Below are 20,586 nucleotides of genomic sequence, written 5' to 3'. Positions count from 1 at the left end.
ACAAAGCGAGTTTCACCTTTCAGGTCACGACCCCGGCGCTCCTCCTGTCGAGTCACCCCGACGGCTCGACGCAAATCCGGCTCGATGGATTCGCGGGAAGACAGGTCCGTCCGGGCGTCCCGGACTTGCCGTTCCACGTCGTGCGCGTGGCGATCCCCGAGGGGACGACACCGCGCCTGATCCTCGGCGCCGCTCGAGAAGACACGATGCCGGGCACCATGCCGCGCCCGGTGCCCCGCGTCTCGGCCCAGCTCGACCCCGAGACCGATCTGACCGCGCCGGTGGGGGATGGTCCGCGCGTGCGTCGCGACACCGTTCTCGAGCCCGACGCGACGATCTTCCAGGGACACGATCCTTTCCCGGCGGCGATCGCGCGGCTCGGCGACGTCGGAACGTTCCGCAATCAGCGCTACGTCGACGTCGTCGTCACGCCCGTGCGGTTCGACCCGCGGATCCGCGGGCTCCGCGTGGCGCGCTCGTTCCAGGTCACCGTCGCCTTCGACGGCGACGAGGGCGCACGGTCGGCGCCGGCGCTCGACCCACTCGCGGAAGATCAGTACCGGTCGATGTTCGCGAACTACGCGCAGGGGACGACGTTCCGCACCGGGACCGCGCCGGAGGCGATGGCGATGGCGGCGGCACCGGCCGCGCCGCTCGCGGGCCCCCGCTACAAGGTCAAAGTTCGCGCATACGGGATCGTCCGCCTCGACTTCACCAAGCTCAACGGGACGGGGTTCGAGACGCAGCCGATCTCGACGTACAAGCTGACCGAGAGGGGGAACGAGATCCCGATCCTCGTCAACGACGTCAACGGGAACGACCAGCTCGACTCCGGCGACTGGATCGAGTTCTACGGACAGCCGCTCGACGACGAGCCGAAGACCATCCTCAACACCGAGTTTCCCGGCGGGACGAACATCTACGAGGCGCGCGACTTCACCGATGAGAACGCCTACTACCTGACCGCCGAGGCCGGTGCCCGCGCGCGTCTGGCGACCCGCAGCGCGCCCCCGGATCTCTCGGCGCCGGCGACGAAGTTCGACGCGGTGCAGCATCTCGAGACCGACAACGCGTTCCGGCCCCTCGGCGGCGCCGACCCGTGGTACTGGTCGCCTTCCGAGTCGAACCCTGCGGTCGTCGGCCCGCCGGCCGCGAGCATCACCCGGACCGTCTCGGTGCCGCTTCCCGGCCTCGCCACGACGACCGACCCGGCGGAGGTGCTCGTCCGCCTGCGCGGGCTCACGGAAGACACGACCGCGTCCGACCACAAGACGCGGATCACGCTCAAGAACGCCTCGAGCGCGACCCTCGCGACCAACAACGACGACGGCACGTTCGACGGACGCATGGTCTACACGCACGACTTCACGTGGACCTATCCCGGCTCGGGAGCGGCGCTCAGCGACCCGGCTCAGGTGACGATCGACGCGCTGGCCGTCGCCGGATCGGCGGGGTACAAGAACCAGATCATCCTCGACTTCATCGAGATCCACTACAAGCGGAGCTTCCAGGCGACGGGCGACGCCTTGACCTTCGACTGGCCCGACGGCGACACCGAGATCCAGGTCACGGGATTGGCGACGAACGCGCCCGAGGTCTGGGAGGTCACCGGCCGTGTCGGCGCGAGCGCGAACGCCTCCCCGGTCAAGATCACGGGAGGGACGGTCGGCGGGGCCGCCGGCAACTTCAGCGTGCGTTTCCACATTGCGAACGACCCGTCGATTCCCGACGGCACGCCGCGGCGCTTCGTCGTGGCGGGAGCGAACGCGATCGCGGTCCCGGCCGCGGCGGACTTCGCGTCCGATCCTCCGACGACCCTACGCGATCCTTCGAACCAGGCCGACCTCATCGTCATCGCGCACCCGACGCCGCTCGGCGCCACGTCGACGGCGACGCTCAATTCGCTTCTGAGCTGGAAGCTCGCGAACCAGGGCCTGACGTCGAAGGTCGTCATGATCCAGGACGTCTACGACGAGTTCGGCGACGGCCTCGTCACCCCCCAAGCGATCAAGAGCTTCATGGCCTATGCCATGGCGAGCTGGTCGGGGCGAAAGCCGGCGTTCGTCCTCCTCATCGGCGACGGCTCGTACGACTACAAGTACAACGACACGTCGGTCCCGCTCAGCAGCTACGTGCCGACGCAGATCCTCTTCAAGGACGACCCCGCCTTCGGCTACTACGCGAGCGACTCGATCCTCATGGACGTCACCGGCACCGACACGACACCCGATCTCGTGGTGGGCCGCATCTCGACGCGCAGCGACGCGCAGACGAACATCGTTCTCCAGAAGATCCTCGCGTACGAGCAGAATCCGCCGACCGGCAACTGGCGGCGCCACGCCCTCTTCGTCTCCGACCGCGGCAAGAACTACGACGTGAACGAGGCCGCCGATTTCGAGGCGACGAACGACCTCGCGAAGAGCCACATGAAGATCCCGCCGCACACCGCGCGGACGCTGCGGTACTGGACCGACTACTGCAACCAGAACCCTTCGAGCTGCCAGCCGGAGTCGCTCCGCTCGGACATCAAGAAGGCGCTCAACGGCACCGACGGGATCTCCGACGGCGCCTCGATCATGCAGTACGTCGGCCACGGGAACTTCAACGTCTGGTCCGACGACGCGTTCTTCGCCGAAGGCTGGCCCCCGCCGCCCAACGCGATCTTCGACGTCAACGGGCTCGTGAACGCCACGAAGCAGCCCTGGCTCATCGCACACAATTGCCTCACCGGCGGCTTCGAAGACACGAACGACGTCACGCTCGGCGAGGATTTCTTGAAACGGAGCGGCGGCGGTGCGATCGCCGTCTTCGCGCCCTCCGGGCTGACCGACGGCTATCAGACGCAGGACATCTCCGACCAGATGTTCGAGGACCTCTTCGGGAAGTACAAGGAGCGCATGCTCGGGAACGCTGTCGCGGTGGGCACGAACTTCGCCTGCCAGCTCGGCGCCGCGCAGGCGTGCCAGAACTACGTTCTGCTCGGTGACCCCTCGACGCGTCTCATCTTCCCTGCGGTGAACCCGGCGACGGCGCTCGTCGCGGCCGCGGGCAATGCGGTCGTCAACCTCACGTGGACGGCGAGCACGACGGCGGGGGCGAAGTACGACGTCTACCGTGCGGTGGGGGCGATCCCGGGGTACACGAAGATCGCCTCGCTCCTCACGACGACGTCGTTCAGCGACACGACGGTCACGAACGCGAAGAGCTATCTCTACTACGTCGTCGCGGAGGACACGAGCGGGTTCGAGAGCCGCTGGTCGAACTTCAACAGCGATTGCGCCGTCAACGGTCCGGACTGCGTCCAGGCGACGCCGCTCAACCCCGGATCGCCGGCGGCGCCGACCGGCCTCACGGTCACCGACCCGGAGACCGGCGGGAAGCTCAACCTCTCGTGGGCCGCGAACCTCGAGTCCGACTTCGACCACTACACCGTGTGGTGGGGAACGGCGCCGGGCACCTACACGTTCTCGGGCAGCGCGGGGAAGGCGACGAGCTACACGCTTACGAGCCTGACGAACGGCACGACGTACTACGTCGCGATCACCGCGTCGAACACCTCGGGCCACACCTCCGGATATTCCGGGGAGCAGCAGGGGACGCCGACCTTCGTGCGCGGCGTGCGCTCGCCGGAGTTCATCTCGGGGCTGCACGTCGACAAGTCGGGGACGAGCGCCGTGCTCACGTGGCCGGCGGTGACGACCGACATCTACGGGAAGGCCGAGACGGTCGCGAACTACGAGGTCTATCGGGGAACGACGCCCGACTTCATCCCGGGTCCCGGGAACAGGATCGCCACGCCGACAGCCGCCACCTTCACCGACACCGGCATCCTGGCGGACGCGAACAACTACTACTGGCTCGTGCGCGCCGTGGACACCTCCGGCAACGTCGGCGGCCTCGGCAATCAGCTCCCCAACGGGATCGACGTGCTCACGCTCTCGAAGACGCCGGACGGCTCCGGCGGCTACAACCTCGGCCTGAGCTGGCCGGCGGTGACGACCGACTTCGACGGAAACCCGCTCGCGATCCAGCACTACGAGGTCTACGCGAGCGACCACCCCTTCACTCGCACCGACGTCAAGAACGGCACGGTGCCTCTCCTCGGCTCTCCGACGAGCCCTTCATTCAGCGTGACCGCGCCCGCCGCGAGCCAGTACTATTCGGTCCTCGCTGTGGACGCCCGTGGCAACAAGAGCCCTTTCTGACGACGACGCGTCCGAAGCCTCGCTGATCGAGGCGGCGCGCGCGGGGGACGCCCGTGCGTTCGAGGCCCTTCTCCGGCGCCACGAGGCACGCGTGCTCCGCGTGCTCCGGTTGCTCGGAGTGCCGGTGTCGGATCGCGAGGACGTCGCCCAGAACGTCTTTCTCCGGCTCTTCCGCGGCCTCGACGGCTTCCAGAAGGGCCGGCCGTTCGCGTCGTGGGTGTACAAGGTCTCGGCCAACGCCGCCCTGGACTGGAGGGGGCAGTCGGACCAGAAGCGGCGGGAGGAGGCCCCCTGGGACGACGCGGTCGAGGAGACCGCCCCGGCCTCCCTCTCGGCGGCCGACCGGCTCGACCTGGCCCGGCGTCTCGAGGGGGCGCTCGAGACCCTGACGGAGCGGGAACGCGCGGTTTTCGTCCTCATCGAGATGGAAGGGCTCGACCGGGACGAGGCGGCTCGGGTCCTCGGAATCACCGCCATCACCATCCGGCGGCACCTCGGGCTTGCCAAGGACCGCCTCCGGCAGGCGCTCCAGGAAAAAAAGATTCCGGCTCGTTGAACGAACGTCCCTCCCCTCCGGTATTCCATGACGAGAGGAGAGGCTATGGAAACACGCAAGCACGACATCCTGGACGATGCGGTCGCCGCCTGGCGCGCTGAATCTCAGGACGAAACCCTCTCCGGGGCCGCCCGCACAGCTCTTTTCGACGAGGTTCGCGCGATGGGGCAGGGACGCGAGGCAGCGTTCATCCCGGCTCTCACCAAGGCGTGGCGCTGGGCGTTCCTCGGCTCCGTTCCGGTCCTGGCGATCGCATCGGCGCTCTTCGTCGCCACGGAACGGCACCCTTCGCCGATGGCGCACCTGTCGGCCGCCAAGGTCGACGGGCAGGTCGTCTTCACCCTGGCCAATGGCAATTCGAGCCACGTCGTCCGCCGCTCGACCGACCCACGAGGACTGAGCAACGCATCGCCGACGCATATGGCCGGCAACCGTTACACCGATGAAGCTACGGGGGGGCCGAACCTCGTTTTTTATAGAATTGATTGATCGGGACCGTTTTTTCAACCATGGTCGTCAGGGGGACTCGATAATCCGGCACCTTTCGCTTGACCCAACGCGGGTTTCCCGTAAATTCACGGGGGATTTTGCGGTAGGGGTCCTTAACGGGAGGTTCCGGGCTCTCGGGCTCGGGATGGCCAAGACTTCGGAGGAGATCGGATGACCAAGAAGACGTTCTTCGGGGCGATGGCGGTTGTGACCGCCGTAGCGCTGACCGGCAGCGCTCTCGTCGCCTCCAACATGGGCTTCAAGCTCAACTACACGTTGAGCCAGGCCGGGGGCGGCACGTCGAATTCCGGAACGAACACGCTCGCGCTTCCGGACAATCGGCAGACGGGGATGGCGGACGCCAAGAACCTCATGGATGACATCACGTTCAACAACGTGACGAACATCCAGAAGTTCCTCAAGGCGACTGACACCCTTCAGACCTACACGGGCCGCAAGGGCACCGGCGCGGTCTTCTCACTGGCCGCGGGTGAAGGCTACTTCGTCAAGATGCAGACGACGGTCAACTACATCGTCGTCGGCTCGGACGATCCTTCGGTTGCCTACAGCCTTTCGCAGGCGGGCGGCGGCACGTCGAACTCGGGCACGAGTTTCTTCGCGTACAACTACCACCAGACGGCGGCGGACGCGAAGGGCCTGATGGACGACATCGGCTTCGCCAATGTCACCAACGTTCAGAAGTTCCTCAAGGCGACCGACACCCTTTCGACGTACACGGGCCGCAAGGGCACCGGCGCGGTCTTCGCTTTGGCGCCCGGTGAGGCGTACTTCGTCAAGATGCAGACGTCCGTCAACTACACGCCGTCCCACTACTGATCAGGGAGGAAGAGAAGAACATGACTAAGAAGATTGTTTTGGGATTGGCGATCGTCGCCGTCGCGGCTCTCGTCGCGATGCCGGCGTCGGCTTCTTGTATTCCCGGCAAGTCGGCGCAATCGTTTAACGTGCAGGCTGGCCAGTACGCCTACTGGACGAGCACTTCGACCGACGGCAACCTCCTCGGCCTGACCTGGCAGCTCGGTGCCCCGGGCACGTGGAACGGCAACGGCGGCGTCGTGAACTGCAACACGTTCAGCTGGATGTACTTCAGCCCCGCCGGCGCGAACGTCAACCTCGACCTCGGCTCCTGCGGCTCCGGCTGCCCGGCGAACGGCTCGACCCTCGCCGTCCTCGGGCAGCACCAGCCCGCCGGCAGCACGAAGACCAACTTCATCCTTGCCACCGTCGTCGAGACGCCGGCCAACACCGTCAACTTCGACTACAGCGCGCAGGGCAACCACAACTTCGTCGAGCTCTCGCGCCCGCACGTCGTCTCGTCGTCGCGCGCCGGCTCGACCGTCAACCTCAACCTCTCGCTCCCGTCGATCGCGGGCGGCCTCTACGGCCCGAATGCGGCGTCGGCCGTGACCGGTTACGTCGTCCGCAGCGTGTCGGCGTCGGCCCGTCCGGACCGCAACGCGGCCTCGTACGGCACCGTCCTCGGGACGTTCCCGGCTTCCGGCGGCGTCGCGGCGTCGGCGGCGGTCGGCGTCGACTGCTCGAACATCGCCAACGACCAGTGGGTCGTGACGCAGCTCAGCTTCGAGGGCGGCGCGGTCGTCAGCCAGGTCGTCAGCGAGCCGACGCAGGTCAAGTGCAACCCGGCTCTCGCCGATCCGAAGTTCAAGATCGTCCCCAAGAAGGCCGGTTCGCTCAACCCGAACAACTGATCTCGTCTCAGCGTTTTTGACGAAGGCCGTGGGGGCGACCCCACGGCCTTTCTTTTTGGACCTGGTCCTCCTATCGTCGTCCCAGCGTTCGTTCACTTGGAGGGGGAGAAGATGAGAAGGATCATCCTGGAACTGGCGATCGTCGCCGCGGCCGCCCTCATGCCGCCCGCCACGTCCGCCTCGTGCATTCCTGACAAGTCCGCGTCGACCTTCAACCCGATCACTGGGGTGTACGCCTACTGGCACAGCACGACGACCGACGGCACCGTGAGCGGCCTCTCCTGGCAGCTCGGCGCGCCCGGCACGTGGAACAGCAACGGCGGCGTCGTGAACTGCAGCACGTTCTCCTGGATGTATATCAACGCGCAGGGGATCAACGTCAACCTGAGCCTCGGCTCCTGCGGGGCCGGGTGCCCGTCGAACGGTTCGACCCTTGCCGTCCTCGCGCAGCACCAGCCGCAGTTCGGCGGGAAGACCAACTTCCTCCTCGCCACGATCGCCGAGACCCCGGCTTCGGCGATCAACTTCGACTACGGCACGCAGGGCGATCACGACCTGATCGAGCTCCCACGTCCGCGTGTCCTCTCTTCGATGCGTGGCACCGGCGGCGCCATCAATCTCAACCTTTCCCTGCCGTCGGTCGAGGCGGGTTTCTACGGTCCGAACGCTGCATCCGCCGTGACCGGCTACGTCGTCCGCTCCGTCAAATCGCCGACGACTCCCTGTCGCGATGCCTCCTGCTACCCGACTGTTCTTGGGACGTTTCCGGCGCCGGGCGGTGTGGCGACGACGGGGGTGGTCGCCGCCGATTGTTCCGACCTTGGGACCGACGATTGGATCGCGACCCAGCTGAGCTTCGAGGGGGGAGCGATCGTCAGTACCTCGGTCAGTCAGCCGATACGGCTCTTGTGCAACCCGGCTCTCGCGGACCCGAAGTACAAGATCGTCCCGAAGCGGCACGAGACGACGCTCGACCACTGAGCCGGGCCGGATCCGCCGGGTTTTTCTCGACAGCTCTGGCATCGCCCGGGACGAGCCGATACGATGAATGGCCGTCGCCACGAGTTCGTCCTGGGAGGTTCGAGCTTGCGTCCTCGACCAGTTCTTGCGGCTCTCGCCGCGCTCGTCCTCTTGGCGGCAGGGTGTCACGGTGATAAGGGCTCCGGAGGAGGCACCGCCGCCCCCGCACCGGTCGCGCGCCCCTCGGAGATCCTGATCACGATCGAGTCGATGGCGCCGCGGCGGATCACGCCGTTCGGCGGCACGATCGCGATGCCGAAGCTCGCGGAGCTGGCAGCAACGGGAACGATCTTCGAGGATGCCGTATCCTGCACGACGCTCGCTCGGCCCGCCCTTGTGACAATTATGACGGGCGTCGCGACCGATCGCTCCGGCGTAAGAGACAACATCCACGACGCCCTTCCGGCCGATCTCTCGTCGCTCGCAGAGCGCGCGAAGGCGGCGGGGTTCGAGACCGCAGCGTTCGTCTCGACGCCGTTCGCGTCGTACGCAAGCGGCCTCCAGAGAGGATTCGATCTCTTCGACGGCCCCGAGGCGGTGGTGGTCGGACCGGTGCAGCACAATCCCCCGGTGACCTCCGCTGACAAGGTGGCGGCCCATTTCGGTGAATGGCTTGCCTCGCGCGATGCGTCGAAGCCGTACTTCGTCTGGATCCATCTCGCCGACCTGAGCGGGGCTTCCGTCCCGCTCGACCTCCAAAAGGTCAAGATGCAAGGCGCTCCCGACACCGACTTCCCGCTCTACGACGGGAAGCTGGCGGTGGTGGACGCGGCGATCGGCGCGGTCCGCGACGCGGTCGGCAAGTCCGGGGGCACCCCGTCGTGGACGATCGTCGGGACGCAGGGCACGTATCTCGGGGAAGGCGGGCGCTTCGGCGAGGCGTTCTGGCTCGCCGATGAGACGCTGCGCGTCCCGCTCGTGCGGATCGAGCCGGCCGGAGCCGGCGGGAAGAAAGACTCGAGGCCGACCTGGCTCCCCGACGTCGCGGCAACGCTCGCGCAGGATCTTCACGTTGCGCTCGATTCCCGTGCCGAGGGTGTCCCGCTCGCGACGGCGCCGCCGCACGATCGGGTGCGCTTCGCCTGGAATTACGCCGTCGACGACGAGCTCGGATGGCCTCCGGAGGTCGCGACCCGCGAGGGTGGGCAGTTTAAGGTCGGAAGCGCCGGTGCCGCCGCGCGCCCGGCCGTCGCGCGAGCGCGCAACCTGCCTCCCGCCGCGCGCGAGGCGATCGCGCACGCGGGCCTCACCGTGGGGAAGGACTACGTGCCGGTCGCCGCGGGCGGGAGCTCCGAAGCGTTTCTGAGGAATCTTCAGCTCGTGCGCCGATTCCTCAACGTCAACCGTCCCAAGCTCGCCGCGAGGCACTCCCGGGACATGCTCCAGCAATCGCCGGATGCGCTCGCCGCGCTCATCACACGCGCGTTCTTCTTCTCCTCGGCGCCGGGAGGCGAAGGACCGGCGATCCTCGACAAGTTCCTCAAGCTCTACCCGAACCGGTCCGACGCGCTCCACTGGGCGGCCCACCTCGAGCTGGTCCAGAAGCGCTACGAGCAGGCCGCGGCGCTTCTTGATGCGGCGATCGCCGTCGGGCCGGTCGAGCCGGAGATGCACTACGACCTCGCGTGCGTGCGCTCGAGCCGCGGGGACGTTGCGGGAGCGCTCGCGGCGCTCGATCACGCGCTGGGAGCGGGGTACAGGAACTGGGACTGGATCGACAAGGACCCCGATCTCGCCGCGGTCCGGGCTGATCGCGGATTCCCGGCGCTCCTCCGGACTCACGGTCGATGATCGGACGTAAGGTCGCGGTCCTCCTCGCGATCGCCCTCTTCGCCATGAGCTGCGGCGGCGCCTCGCGTCCTGCGGGCATCGTCCTCATCACGCTCGACACGACGCGCGCCGACCACTTGGGCTGCTATGGCGACGCCGCCGCGGTCACCCCGAATCTCGACGCGCTGGCGAAGGAGGGCGTGCGGTTCGAGCAGGCGATGACCGCCGTTCCGACGACCCTCCCGTCGCACGCGACGATGTTCACCGGCGTCTATCCGCCGTCGCACGGCGTGCGCTACAACGGGATGTTCCGGCTGACCGACGCGAGCGTGACGGTCGCCAAACGCCTTCACGACGCGGGGTTCGCGACACGTGCGGTCCCCGCGGCGGCGCCGGTCGCCGCGTCGAGCGGCCTCGGGCAGGGCTTCGACGTCTACCTCGACCTGTTCTCCGGGCCGAACGGCGCGAACCTGGCGCCGGGAACCTCCCGGCCCGCGTCCGAGGTCACGAAGCTCGGCCTCGAGGCGATCGATGGCGTCGGCGCGAAGCCGTTCTTCCTGTGGCTGCACTACTACGACGCGCACTACCCTTACGATCCTCCCTTCCCGTTCTCCGCGAAGTTCCGCGAGCACCCGTACGACGGAGAGATCGCGTTCATCGACAAGCAGCTCGGCGTGCTCTTCGAGGAGATCAAGAAGCGCGGCCTGTGGGACCGCCTCGCGATCGTGGTCGCGGGGGACCACGGCGAAGGGCTCTACGAGCACGGCGAGCGCATGCACTCGGAGCTCGCCTATCAATCCACCCTTCGCGTCCCGCTCCTCGTGAAGGCGCCGGGTGCGCGCTCCGGCACGGTCGTGAAGGTGCCGGTGACGCTGGCCGACGTCGCGCCGACGATCCTCGATCTCGCGGGCCAACCCGTTCCTTCGGGGCTGGACGGGATCACTCTCCGTGAGGCGCTCCGGGGGACGGAGCCGCCGGCGCGGACCCTCTACTTCGAGACGCTCGCCGGATCGCTGGCGTTCGGATGGAGTCCGATCGAGGGGATTCGCCGCGGGAAGTGGAAGCTGATCCGGAGCTCCGATCCGGAGCTGTACGATCTCGAGAAGGACCCCGCGGAGAACGAGAACCTGGCCGGGAGCAACAAGGACCTGGTGACGGACCTGACGTCGGTGCTCGAGGACGACGTCGCGCGCTGGTCCAAGAGCGCGCCCGCCTCTGCGAGCGAGGTGCCCGCCGATCCCGACACCTTGGCGCGGCTCGCAAGCCTAGGCTACATCGGCGGAACCGTCTCGACCGCGAAGTGGAGCGGGAGGAACCCCAAGGATCTCGTGCACCTGGAGAGCGAGCTGCTGCTCATCCAGGATTTCATGACGCAGCGCGACTACGCCCACGCCATGCTCGCGATCCCCGGCGTGCTCGCGAACGATCCGGACAACCGGCTCGCGCTCCAGAGCGCCGCCGACGCCTCGGCGGGCCTCCGGAACTTCGACGACGCGGAACGCTACGCCCGCAAGACGATCGAGAAGTACCCCGAATCGCTTCCGGCGCGCGTGACCCTCGGCCGTACCTATGTCGCGCGGAAGGACTATCCCGGCGCCGAGAAGGCGTTCCGCGAGGGGCTCGAAAAGTTCCCCGACGAGCCGATTCTCGTCTATTCCCTTGCCCTGACCTTGATCGCTGAGAAGCGCCCGCGCGACGCCGAGCCGATCGTGCTTGCCGCGCTCGGCCGCAAGAACCCCGACCCCGGGTTCCACGTTCTGCATGCGCTCTGCCGCGCGATGGCGAAGGACGATGCGGCGGCCAAGGCGGCGCTCGAGAAAGCGATGGCGGCGGGGTACACGAACGTCGATCGCCTCCGCTCGGAACCGCTCATGGCGCCGCTCAAGGCGATACCGGGCTTCGACGAGACGATCGCGCCCAAGAAGGCGGGCTGACATGGCGCGCGCCGGGCGGCCGGTCCACCTGCTGGCGTTCGCCTCCCTCTTCGTGGTCAGCGGCGCGTGCGCGCTCACGTATCAGGTCGTCTGGAGCCGCCTCCTCGCGGAGGTCTTCGGCGTCACCGCGTTCGCCGTCAGCACCGTGCTCGTCTCGTTCATGGGAGGGATGGCGCTTGGCGCGGGGCTCCTCGGCCGGCGGGCGGACCGGACGCGGCGTCCGCTCCGGATGTTCGCGATGCTCGAGGCCGGGATCGGAGTCTACGCGCTCCTCCTCCCGTGGCTCCTCAAGCTGACGGACTTGCTCTATGCCGCGCTCTGGCCGGCGCTCCCCGACAGCTTTCTCGTCCGGTCGATCGTGCGGTTCGTGCTCTGTCTCGCCCTCCTCCTCGTGCCGACGATGCTGATGGGCGCCACCCTTCCGGCTCTCGGCCGTGGTCTCCTGAGCCGGCGCGACTCGATCGGCGTCGGGATCGGGCTCCTGTATTTCGTCAACACGCTCGGCGCATCGATCGGCTGCTTCCTCGCCGGGTTCCTGATGCTTCCCACCCTCGGCCTCGAGCGCACGACGTGGGTGGCGTTCGCCGGCAACGCGTTCGTCGCCACCGTGGCGTTCCTGCTCGATCGCCGCACGTCCGACGACATGCCGCCCGCCGCGGCCGATGAGGCGCCGGCTCACGAGACGTCGCCGGCGTGGTGGCCGTTCGCCGTGACCTTCGGCAGCGGCCTCGCGGGGCTCGCGTTCGAGGTGGTGTGGTTTCGCGTCCTCATCCTGGTGTTCGGGTCGACGGTCTACTCGTTCAGCGCGATGCTCTCGGTGTTCCTCTTCGGGCTCGCGCTCGGATCGATCGGCGGCGGCGCGCTCGCCGATCGCGTGAAGTCACCCGTGCGTCTCCTCGCGTGGACCCAGGGCGGCGTCGCGCTCTTCTCGCTTCTGGGAGCACTCGCGGTGAACTGGATGCCGCTCCGGTTCCTGAAGTGGCTCATCGCCTTCGGGCTCGACTTCCACGGGATCAACGAGACGAAGTTCCTGCTCTCGGCGATCGTGCTCCTCCCCGCCGCGCTCCTCTTCGGGGCCACCTTCCCGCTGGTCGTCAAGCTCGCGCCCGCGAGGGGCCGAGGGACCGGCGGGCGCATCGGCCTCGTCTACGTGTGGAACACGGTCGGGGCGATCCTCGGCTCGTTCGGCGCGGGTTTCGTTCTCCTGCCGACGATCGGCATGGAGCGCACTCTAGTCCTCGTCATCCTCGTCAGCGCAGTCCTCGCCGTGGGCACGATCGCCGCCGAGAAGGGCTCGCTCCAGCCGAAGGTGGTCCTCCCCACCGGGATCGCCCTCGCCGCGATCGCCGCGATCGCGCTCTTCGGCCCGCGATGGAATCGAGCCCTTCTCGGCGCCGGGGTCTACTTCGAGCCCCAGAATTTCATCGACCAGGGACAGAAGCCGACGCTCGACGGGGTGCTCGCCGACTATCAGCTCATGACCTACACCGAGGGATACAACGAGACGATCATCTCGTACGAGAGCCCCAAGGGCCGCTTCATCACGGTGAACGGCAGCACGACCGCGTCGAATCACTTCGAGGACATGTTCATCCAGCGGATGCTCGGGGATCTCCCGATGGCGTTGGCGCCCGTCAAACCGAAGAAGGCGTGCATCATCTGCCTCGGCGCAGGGGTCACCGCCGGCTCGATCGCGCTCTACGACGTCGACCGCCTCATCGGCGTCGAGATCGAGAAGGGGGTCTTCGTCGCCAGCCGGTTCTTCGAGAAGGAGAACAACGGCCTCCTCGACAACCCCAAGCTCGAAGTGAAGATCGACGACGGCAAGAACTACCTCAAGCTCACGAAGGAGAAGTTCGACGTCATCTCGTCGGCGCCGAACTTCCCCTCGCTCACCGGCTCGGGCGCGCTCTTCAGCAAGGAGTTCTTCGAGATCGCACGGGCGCGCCTCGCCCCGGGCGGCGTCATCTGCCAGTTCGTCCCGATCTGGCGCATGCAGACGGTGGACGTCGGCACGATCCTCGGCACGTTCGCCGACGTCTTCCCGTACGTCCGCGTCTTCCACACGGGGCTCAGCCTCGTCGTGCTCGGACGGATGGAGCCGTTCCCCCCGGTGGACGTCGCCGAGCTGACGCGCCGCATCGGCGACCCGAAGGTCGCGGCGAGCCTCCGCGAAATCGGCGTGCGCGGGCCGATCGAGTTCCTCTCGTATTACCAGTTCGACGAGGCCGAAGCGCGGAAGTTTTCCGAGGGTGCTCCAAGGAACACCGACGACCGCCCGAGGACCGAGTTCTTCGCGCCGCGGTCCCTGTTCTCCTCGACGGTCGGCATCAACCTCGACCGCATCCGCGAGCTCAGGCCGAGCCCCGAGGAGCGCGCGCGCCGGCTCGGGCTCCAAGGTGACGACCGGGAGGCATTCCTGAAGCTCGCCGCCGGAACCGACGCGGTTGCGGCCGGGGAGAGCGCCATGCTCGCGGGGCGTTTCGAGGAAGGAATCGCGCTGGTTCAGCCGGTCGCCGATTCCGGTCAGAGGTACGCCTGCAACGTGCTCGCCGACTACTTCGAGAAGAGCGGCCAGAAGCTCCAGGCCGAGGGACACCCGGCGGAAGCGAAGGCAGCGTTCGAGCTCGCGCGGCGCTACGAGCCCGATCGCCTCGAGTCGCTCGTCGGTGTCGGCTACCTCGATCTCTTCGACGGGCATTTCGAGGAGGCCGAGACGCTGCTCACGCGCGCCGTCGCGCTCTACCCCAGGAGCGCGGGCGCCGCGTACCGGCTCGGCGCGCTCCGGCAGATGCAAGGCCGGACGGACGACGCCGAGCGGCTCTACCGGAACGCGATCGAGCGTTCGCCGAGGCTCGGCCCGCCGCGCGGCCTCCTCGGCGGCCTGCTCCTCGCGCGCGGGGATGCGACGGGAGCGCTCGAGCAGTTCGACGCGGCGGTCGCGCTCGGCGACACGACGGAAGGCGTCATGGCGGGGCGCGACGAGGCCCGCCGCAAGCTCGCGAAGCCGTGAGCCGGTTCGGGCGCCGCCTCGGAGCGATCCTCGCGGCGGGGTTCGTCCTCCGCGTCGCCTACGTCGTCCTCCAGCCCCGGTTCGATCCGACATTCGGCCACCCCATCCTGGACGGCGCGTACTACGTCGATGCCGCCCGCTCCCTCCTCGCGCACGGCCTGCCGGCGAGCGTCTATTACATGCCGCCGCTCTACCCGGCGGCGCTCGCCGTCTTCTTCCGTCTCTTCGGCGAAGCGTGGAGCGTGCTTTTTCTCTTTCAGCATGCGGCCATCGTCGCGGCGGCGGGACTTCTGGGCATCGTCGCGCGCCGCGCGGCAGGGGACGGCGCCGGGCTCGCCGCGGCGGCCCTGGTGCTCCTCTACCATCCGGCGCTCTTCTTCGCGTCGCGCCCGCTCGGAGAGCCGCTGGCGCTTCTCGCCTTGGCTGCCGCGGTGGCGATCGCCGGCGGGTTCGGCGCGGGTGTGGCCTCCGGGCTCGCCGCGCTCGTGCGCCCGAACCTCCTGCCGGTCTCGGTCGTCTGGGCCGCGCGCGATCTCGTGAGCCGCCGCTGGGCGCGCGCCGTGGGGACGGTGGGCGCCGCGGCCCTCGTCGTGCTTCCGACCGCGTGCCACAACCGCGCCGTATCGGGGCACCTCGTGCCCGTGTCGGCGAACGGCGGCGTCGTGTTCTGGCTGGGGAACGCTCCCGGCGCCGTCGGCGTCTACACGCCGTCGCGGGGGTTCAGCGGAGCGCTCGCGACGCAGCAGGCGGAGGCGATCGCGGAGGCGAGAGCGGAGAGCGGCCGTCCTCTCGACGCCGTGACCGCGGACTCCTTCTGGTGGAGGAAGGGACTGCAGGCCCGCCTCGCGGACCCCGGGGGATCGCTCGTCCTCCTCGCCCGACGGGCCGCGCTCACGATCGACGACGCCGAGCACGGGCTCGACGACGCGCCGGCGCTCGACCCGAACCCTCTGCGCTGGATCGCGCCGGTGCCGTTCGCCGTGATCATCGGCCTGGCGGCGTTCGGCGTCGCGGGGAGCGGATGGGTCAGGACCGGCGGGTTCCCGCTCTGGTCGGCGGTCGCGGTCGCCGCGCTGGCGCCGCTCCTCTTCTACGTGTCGAGCCGCCACCGGCTCCCGGTGGCGTGCCTCCTGGCCGTTCCCGCGGGGTGCGGTGTCCCGGGTCTCAAGGCGGCGCGTCCGTTGGCGATGGCCGTGGGTCTTCTGGCCGCGGGGCTCTCGTTCGCCGTGCCTTCGGGCGATCTCGTGCGGACCGAGCGCGCCGGGGCGCTCGCGACGCTCGCGGATGTCCACAGGCGGGCGGGCGATCTCGGCGCCGCCGAGGCGGCGGCTCGCCGGGCGACGACGATCGATCCTGCGAACGCGATCGCGTGGTTCAATCTGGGTGCGATCGAGGCGGCGCAACATCGGCCTCAAGCTGCCGAGCAGGATTACCGGCAGGCGCTTGCCGCCGATCCCGAACAGCCGGACGCGGCGGCGAACCTCGCGGGGATCCTCGTCGCGACCGGACGGCCGGCGGAGGCGGGAGCCCTGCTGGAACGTGCGGTCGCCGCGTGGCCGCGCCATGAGGCGGCGTGGACGAACCTGATCGTGGCTTATGTGGCGGCGGGCGAGCCGGCAGAGGCGCGGGCCGCCGTGAAACGCGCGGAGACGGCCGGAATCGCGCTCGAGCCTGGATTGATCGAAGCGGTCGGGGGAGGACATCGATGAAGGGACACGGGGCCGCGGTTCTGGCGATCGTCTCGTTGCTCGGCGCCTGCGGCGTGCCGCCGACGATCTCCGATACCGGCTACCGGGGAACGTGGCGGCGGGGGAATGACCGGAACGTCTCGATCGTCGCGATCACGCGCGTCGGCGAGCGTTGGCTCTTCCGGTGGACCAAGCGCTCGTTCGACGGGAAGTACTCGATCCTCTGCGACTGGAACGGGCACTGCGAGGAGAAGCTGAACGGCCAGCTCGTCGCGACGTACGCGATCACGACCCGCTACGATGACGCGAAGCTGTACACCGACACGGTCGAAGAGCGGCTGATTCCCGACAAGCAGACCTTCCGCTACACCGACGTCATGGAGGTCAAGGACGACGGCATGACCCTGTGGAACTACACGCTCGACCGCGACGGCAATCACTACGAGGGCGCCGGGCGTCCGCAGCGCTCGTTCGCGAAAGTCGCCGACGGGATCGCCGAGCCGCCGAGGGCTCCGTGAAATCCCTCGAGACGAGGCTCGGCTACCGCTTTGGCGATCGCTCGATCCTCGAGCGCGCTCTGACGCACCGGTCGAGCGCGCACGAGAAGGTCTCGTCGGTCCCACGCGATCATTACGAGAGGATGGAGTTCCTCGGCGATGCGCTCCTCGGCTTCCTCGTCTCCGAGCGACTGATGGGCGACGACCCCGCGGCGGACGAGGGGACGCTCACGCGGCGCAAGCAGTCGGTCGTCCGCACCGGCGCGCTCGCCGAGGTTTCGCGCCGCCTCGGTCTCGGCGAGGCGCTGCGCCTAGGACGTGGCGAAGATCAGAGCGGGGGCCGGACGAAACCGTCGCTGCTCGCCGACGCGTTCGAGTCGGTCCTCGCGGCGGTGTACCTCGACGGCGGCATCCGCTCGGCGCGCGCCTTCGTGCGGCGCCATCTCAAGGCCGAGCTGGCCGCGACCGTCGGCGTCGTGGCCCCCGCCGAGGATGCGAAGACGACCCTCCAGGAGCTGGTCCAGGCGAAGTGGCGGGTGACCCCGCGCTATCGCATCGTCGGGATCTCGGGCCCGGCGCACGCGCGCACCTTCACCGCGGAGGTCCTGCTCGAGGAGCGCCCTGCCGGCGAAGGGTCGGGCGCGAGCCGCAAGGATGCCGAGCGTGCGGCGGCGCGTGCCGCGCTTCGCGATCTTGCGGAGCGCGCGTGACGAGCGGATCCTGGTGCGTGGAGGAGCGATGAGAGGAGGCGCCATCCTGGCCGGTGTGCTCTTCGGCGTGGCCGGCGCGCTCGCCGCCGACCTGCCCACGACCCCACCTCTCGCGGTCGAAGCGACGGCGATCGTGCCGGTCGACCAGGAATCCAGTCTCGACGTGATGGGACTCTCCGGTCAGATCGTCGTCTCCGGCCGTGACGAGCGCGAGCTTCGCGTCGTCTCCCGCGCGGCCGGTCCCGAAGGGAAGGAGCTTCCGGTCGCGATCTGGCAGGACGGCGCGAGGCTGATCGTCGGCCCGGCGCAAGGGCAGGGCGAAGCGCCTCGGACCCTTCGGATCGACGTCCCGCGCACGTTCAACGTCCGGGTCGTCGCGTCGAGCTCCGACGTCGCGATCGACGGGATCGACGGTGCCATCGATCTCGGCGGCAAGGAGCTACGATCGACCATCCAGACGTCCGGCGCGGTCGCGGCGGACGTCGCCGGCGGCAACCTCACCGTGACGAGCTCGCACGATCTCGTTCTGCGGACCCGCGGGACGTCGCTCACGGTGACCGACAACAACGGCGGCGTGAACGTCCACGCGTCGGGCGGCCTCGTCGGCCTCCACAATCTCACGGCGGCGGCGGACGTCGAGGCGGAAGACGCGAAGGTGACGATCGACGGCGCGACGGCGCTGATTCACGTCAAGGCCAGCCGGGGCTCGGTGACGGCGAAGGGGCTCGCCGGCGGCGAGCTCCAGCTCACGGGCGCCCCTCTGATGCTCCAAGACGGCAAGGGGGACATCACGGTCACGAGCGACGCGACCGTGGAGTTTCAGCAGATGGCGGCCGCGCTGCACTTCGATCTCTACGGCGGGAACGTCCGCGGCAAGGACAACGCCGGCATTCTCGAGGTGAGGCTCCGGAACTCGGAGCTGAACATCGAAGGCATCCAGGACGGCCTGCGGGTGCAGGGGGACGGGATCAAGGCGAAGATCGTCGACGTCGGCGGCGAGACGTACGTCGAGGCGAGCGTCTCCGATTTCAATATCGACAAGCCGACGACCTGCGATCTGCACCTCGATCGCGGGAGCCTCACCGTGCAGCGCGCTCAGGGGGCGGTCAAGGCGGTCGTTGTCGGCGCCGACGTCCATCTCACCGACGGGATCGGCTCGGTTCAGCTCGACCTCGACGGCGGCGAAGCCGAGGTCTCGTGGACCTCGCTGAGCGCGGACAAGGACTCGCAGATCGTGAACAAGAGCGGCGGCGTGACGCTCAAGTTCCCGTCGAGCGCCGCGTGCCGGGTCGAGGCGAAGTCGAAGTACGGCCGCGTCGACTCCTCGATCGCGACGGTCCGCGTCCTGAACGACGACAAGGAGGCGCAGGGCCCGGTCAACAACGGCTCGCGACCCGTCATCCACGTCGTGGCCCAGCAAGACGTCCACATCTTGGACGAGGGCTCGGCTCCCGCCGCGGAAGACGACGACAAGAACTAGCGCCGCGCGGCGATCGCGGCGAGCTGCCGCCGCGCCATCGGGTCGTCCGGGTCGAGACTCAGGACATGACGCGCGTCGGCCTCGGCGGCGTCGAGGTCTCCCGCCATCATCTCGGCGGCGGCGCGGTTCAGGCGCGCGGGGATGAAATCGGGCGCGAGCGCGACGGCGCGATCGAGCAAGGGGCGCGCCTCCTCGAGCTTTCCGGACTCGGCGAGGAGCGCGCCCCAGCTTCCGACGCTCCGCACGCTGTCGGGCGCGACACGCGCCGCATACGCGAAGAGCGTCGTGTCGTCGCGCCACTTCGGTAGGTAGATCGCGGCGCGGACCGTGAGAGCGGCGAGGACGATCGCGGCCAACGTCCAGGACGCCCACCCCGAGATCCTCGCCACGGCAATGCCGAAGAGGAGGCACAGGAAGACCGAGGGAAAGTAGAGGAGCCGGTCGCCGAGGATCGTCCCGATGACGACGAGCACGTTCGACACGATCGCGTAGGCGATCGCGCTCGCGCCGAAGAGGAACGCAACGCGGGGCGCAGGGCGCCAGGCCCAGACGATCCCCGCGGTGAGCGCGGCGAGCACGGCGAGGCCCGCGAGCGGGCCCGGCGAAAGGAGCGAGCGCGAGGCGACCGTGTCCGCGAAGCCGTAATCCGGCGCGAGGCGGAGGGGGGTGAGGACGAGCGCGGCCGCGCGTGCGAAGGTCGCGAGAAGCGTGCCCGCGCGCGCGAGGCCGTGAAGGCCGACGACCGGATTCTCGACCGCGGTCACCGACGCCGCGGGAACGGTCAGGCCGCCGAGCACCGCGACGCGGACGAGGAGGTAGGCGACGGCCGGGATGATCACGACCGCAGCGCGCCTGAGCGCGGCCCGGAGCGGAGCACGATTGACGACCTCCCACAGAAGGACGATGCCGGCGAGCGTGACCGCGTTCTCCTTCGAGAAGCAGGCAGCGAGGGCGAGGACAGAGGCCGCGACGCGCCGGCCTTGCAGGTAGAGAGCGAGCGCGGCGGCGGCGAACGCCGAGGAGAGGAGCTCGGCGCGGCCGGCGACGTTCGCGACCGGCTCGACGTGGACCGGGTGGACGGCGAACGCCAGGCCGGCGACGAGGGAGGCCTGCGGAGGCAGCCCCAGCGCCGCGCCGAGCGCGACGACGAGCGCCGCGACGAGCGCGTGGAGGAGGACGTTGAGCAGGTGGTAGCTCCACGGGTGGAGTCCGCTCACCGCGTGGTTCGCAGCAAGGGACAGGGTCGCCAGGGGCCGGTAGAGGCCGGTCGGCGTCCGCGTCGTGGCGCCCGTGTGGTAGGGCGAGACGAGCATCGCTCCCCAGGCGTGGCCGGTGATCTGCGGTTGGTTCTCGACGACCGCGGCGTCGTCGTAGGTGAAGCCGAACCGGAGCGACGGCAGGTAGAGCGCCGTCGCGACCGCGGCGGCGAAGAGGGCGTGCTTCAGGGAGCGGCTCACGGACGGGATGCTACCAAGGGGCCGTGCGGGTACACTC

The 20,586-nt window shown here is 68.9% G+C and carries 14 protein-coding genes; 13 read left to right on the top strand and 1 reads right to left on the bottom strand.

Annotation, left to right across the window (positions count from 1 at the left end):
* Positions 1-125 precede the first annotated feature (125 nt).
* The 13 genes from VFV19_15335 to VFV19_15275 all read left to right on the top strand — a co-directional run bounded on the left by VFV19_15335 (position 126) and on the right by VFV19_15275 (position 19,092).
* On the top strand, positions 126-4,205 hold the full coding sequence (locus VFV19_15335) for a C25 family cysteine peptidase (GenBank protein HEX4825674.1): 4,080 nt from the start codon (positions 126-128) through the stop codon (positions 4,203-4,205).
* Positions 4,183-4,761 carry an RNA polymerase sigma factor gene (locus tag VFV19_15330; protein HEX4825673.1) on the top strand — a complete coding sequence of 193 codons (579 nt, stop codon included), beginning with the start codon at positions 4,183-4,185 and terminating at the stop codon, positions 4,759-4,761. Before VFV19_15335 ends, VFV19_15330 begins: the two co-directional genes overlap by 23 nt.
* Before the next feature lie 45 nt (positions 4,762-4,806).
* The gene (locus VFV19_15325) at positions 4,807-5,250 is read left to right on the top strand and encodes a hypothetical protein (protein HEX4825672.1); all 444 of its coding nucleotides are present in this window, start codon (positions 4,807-4,809) and stop codon (positions 5,248-5,250) included.
* A gap of 171 nt (positions 5,251-5,421) precedes the next feature.
* On the top strand, positions 5,422-6,087 hold the full coding sequence (locus VFV19_15320; GenBank protein HEX4825671.1) for a hypothetical protein: 666 nt from the start codon (positions 5,422-5,424) through the stop codon (positions 6,085-6,087).
* Positions 6,088-6,107: 20 nt separating this feature from the next.
* Entirely contained in the window at positions 6,108-6,980 is an 873-nt protein-coding gene (locus VFV19_15315) for a hypothetical protein (GenBank protein HEX4825670.1), read from the top strand.
* A 111-nt stretch (positions 6,981-7,091) separates the two neighbouring features.
* A complete protein-coding gene (locus VFV19_15310) occupies positions 7,092-7,961 on the top strand; it encodes a hypothetical protein (GenBank protein HEX4825669.1) in 870 nt (289 codons plus the stop codon).
* A gap of 105 nt (positions 7,962-8,066) precedes the next feature.
* Positions 8,067-9,791 carry a sulfatase-like hydrolase/transferase gene (locus tag VFV19_15305; GenBank protein HEX4825668.1) on the top strand — a complete coding sequence of 575 codons (1,725 nt, stop codon included), beginning with the start codon at positions 8,067-8,069 and terminating at the stop codon, positions 9,789-9,791.
* The gene (locus VFV19_15300; protein HEX4825667.1) at positions 9,788-11,704 is read left to right on the top strand and encodes a sulfatase-like hydrolase/transferase; all 1,917 of its coding nucleotides are present in this window, start codon (positions 9,788-9,790) and stop codon (positions 11,702-11,704) included. The genes VFV19_15305 and VFV19_15300 overlap by 4 nt, the downstream gene beginning before the upstream one ends.
* A gap of 1 nt (position 11,705) precedes the next feature.
* A complete protein-coding gene (locus VFV19_15295; GenBank protein HEX4825666.1) occupies positions 11,706-14,717 on the top strand; it encodes a fused MFS/spermidine synthase in 3,012 nt (1,003 codons plus the stop codon).
* Positions 14,714-16,426, top strand: coding sequence for a tetratricopeptide repeat protein (locus VFV19_15290; protein HEX4825665.1), 1,713 nt, complete (start codon positions 14,714-14,716; stop codon positions 16,424-16,426). Before VFV19_15295 ends, VFV19_15290 begins: the two co-directional genes overlap by 4 nt.
* Positions 16,423-16,923, top strand: coding sequence for a hypothetical protein (locus tag VFV19_15285; GenBank protein ID HEX4825664.1), 501 nt, complete (start codon positions 16,423-16,425; stop codon positions 16,921-16,923). The genes VFV19_15290 and VFV19_15285 overlap by 4 nt, the downstream gene beginning before the upstream one ends.
* Positions 16,920-17,612: a ribonuclease III gene (rnc, locus tag VFV19_15280; protein HEX4825663.1), complete on the top strand. Its 693-nt coding sequence runs from the start codon at positions 16,920-16,922 to the stop codon at positions 17,610-17,612. The genes VFV19_15285 and rnc overlap by 4 nt, the downstream gene beginning before the upstream one ends.
* Before the next feature lie 28 nt (positions 17,613-17,640).
* Positions 17,641-19,092 carry a hypothetical protein gene (locus VFV19_15275; protein ID HEX4825662.1) on the top strand — a complete coding sequence of 484 codons (1,452 nt, stop codon included), beginning with the start codon at positions 17,641-17,643 and terminating at the stop codon, positions 19,090-19,092.
* On the opposite strand, the gene VFV19_15270 is transcribed toward VFV19_15275, so the two are convergent.
* Positions 19,089-20,549, bottom strand: coding sequence for a tetratricopeptide repeat protein (locus tag VFV19_15270; GenBank protein HEX4825661.1), 1,461 nt, complete (start codon positions 20,547-20,549; stop codon positions 19,089-19,091). The two genes, VFV19_15275 and VFV19_15270, sit on opposite strands and share 4 nt — an antisense overlap.
* Positions 20,550-20,586: the final 37 nt, after the last annotated feature.

The sequence above is a fragment of the Candidatus Polarisedimenticolaceae bacterium genome (assembly GCA_036275915.1).
Taxonomy (GTDB): Bacteria; Acidobacteriota; Polarisedimenticolia; order Polarisedimenticolales; family DASRJG01; genus DASRJG01.
Note: the sequence above shows the minus strand (reverse complement) of the source record. Positions and strands in the feature narration are given on the sequence as shown.

What these genes read in the sequence shown, in the direction of transcription:
- VFV19_15300 (HEX4825667.1), top strand. Translation starts at nt 9,788, where the DNA reads ATGATCGGACGTAAGGTCGCGGTCCTCCTCGCGATCGCCCTCTTCGCC.
- VFV19_15315 (HEX4825670.1), top strand. Translation starts at nt 6,108, where the DNA reads ATGACTAAGAAGATTGTTTTGGGATTGGCGATCGTCGCCGTCGCGGCT.
- VFV19_15285 (HEX4825664.1), top strand. Translation starts at nt 16,423, where the DNA reads ATGAAGGGACACGGGGCCGCGGTTCTGGCGATCGTCTCGTTGCTCGGC.
- VFV19_15295 (HEX4825666.1), top strand. Translation starts at nt 11,706, where the DNA reads ATGGCGCGCGCCGGGCGGCCGGTCCACCTGCTGGCGTTCGCCTCCCTC.
- VFV19_15320 (HEX4825671.1), top strand. Translation starts at nt 5,422, where the DNA reads ATGACCAAGAAGACGTTCTTCGGGGCGATGGCGGTTGTGACCGCCGTA.
- VFV19_15325 (HEX4825672.1), top strand. Translation starts at nt 4,807, where the DNA reads ATGGAAACACGCAAGCACGACATCCTGGACGATGCGGTCGCCGCCTGG.
- VFV19_15275 (HEX4825662.1), top strand. Translation starts at nt 17,641, where the DNA reads ATGAGAGGAGGCGCCATCCTGGCCGGTGTGCTCTTCGGCGTGGCCGGC.
- VFV19_15310 (HEX4825669.1), top strand. Translation starts at nt 7,092, where the DNA reads ATGAGAAGGATCATCCTGGAACTGGCGATCGTCGCCGCGGCCGCCCTC.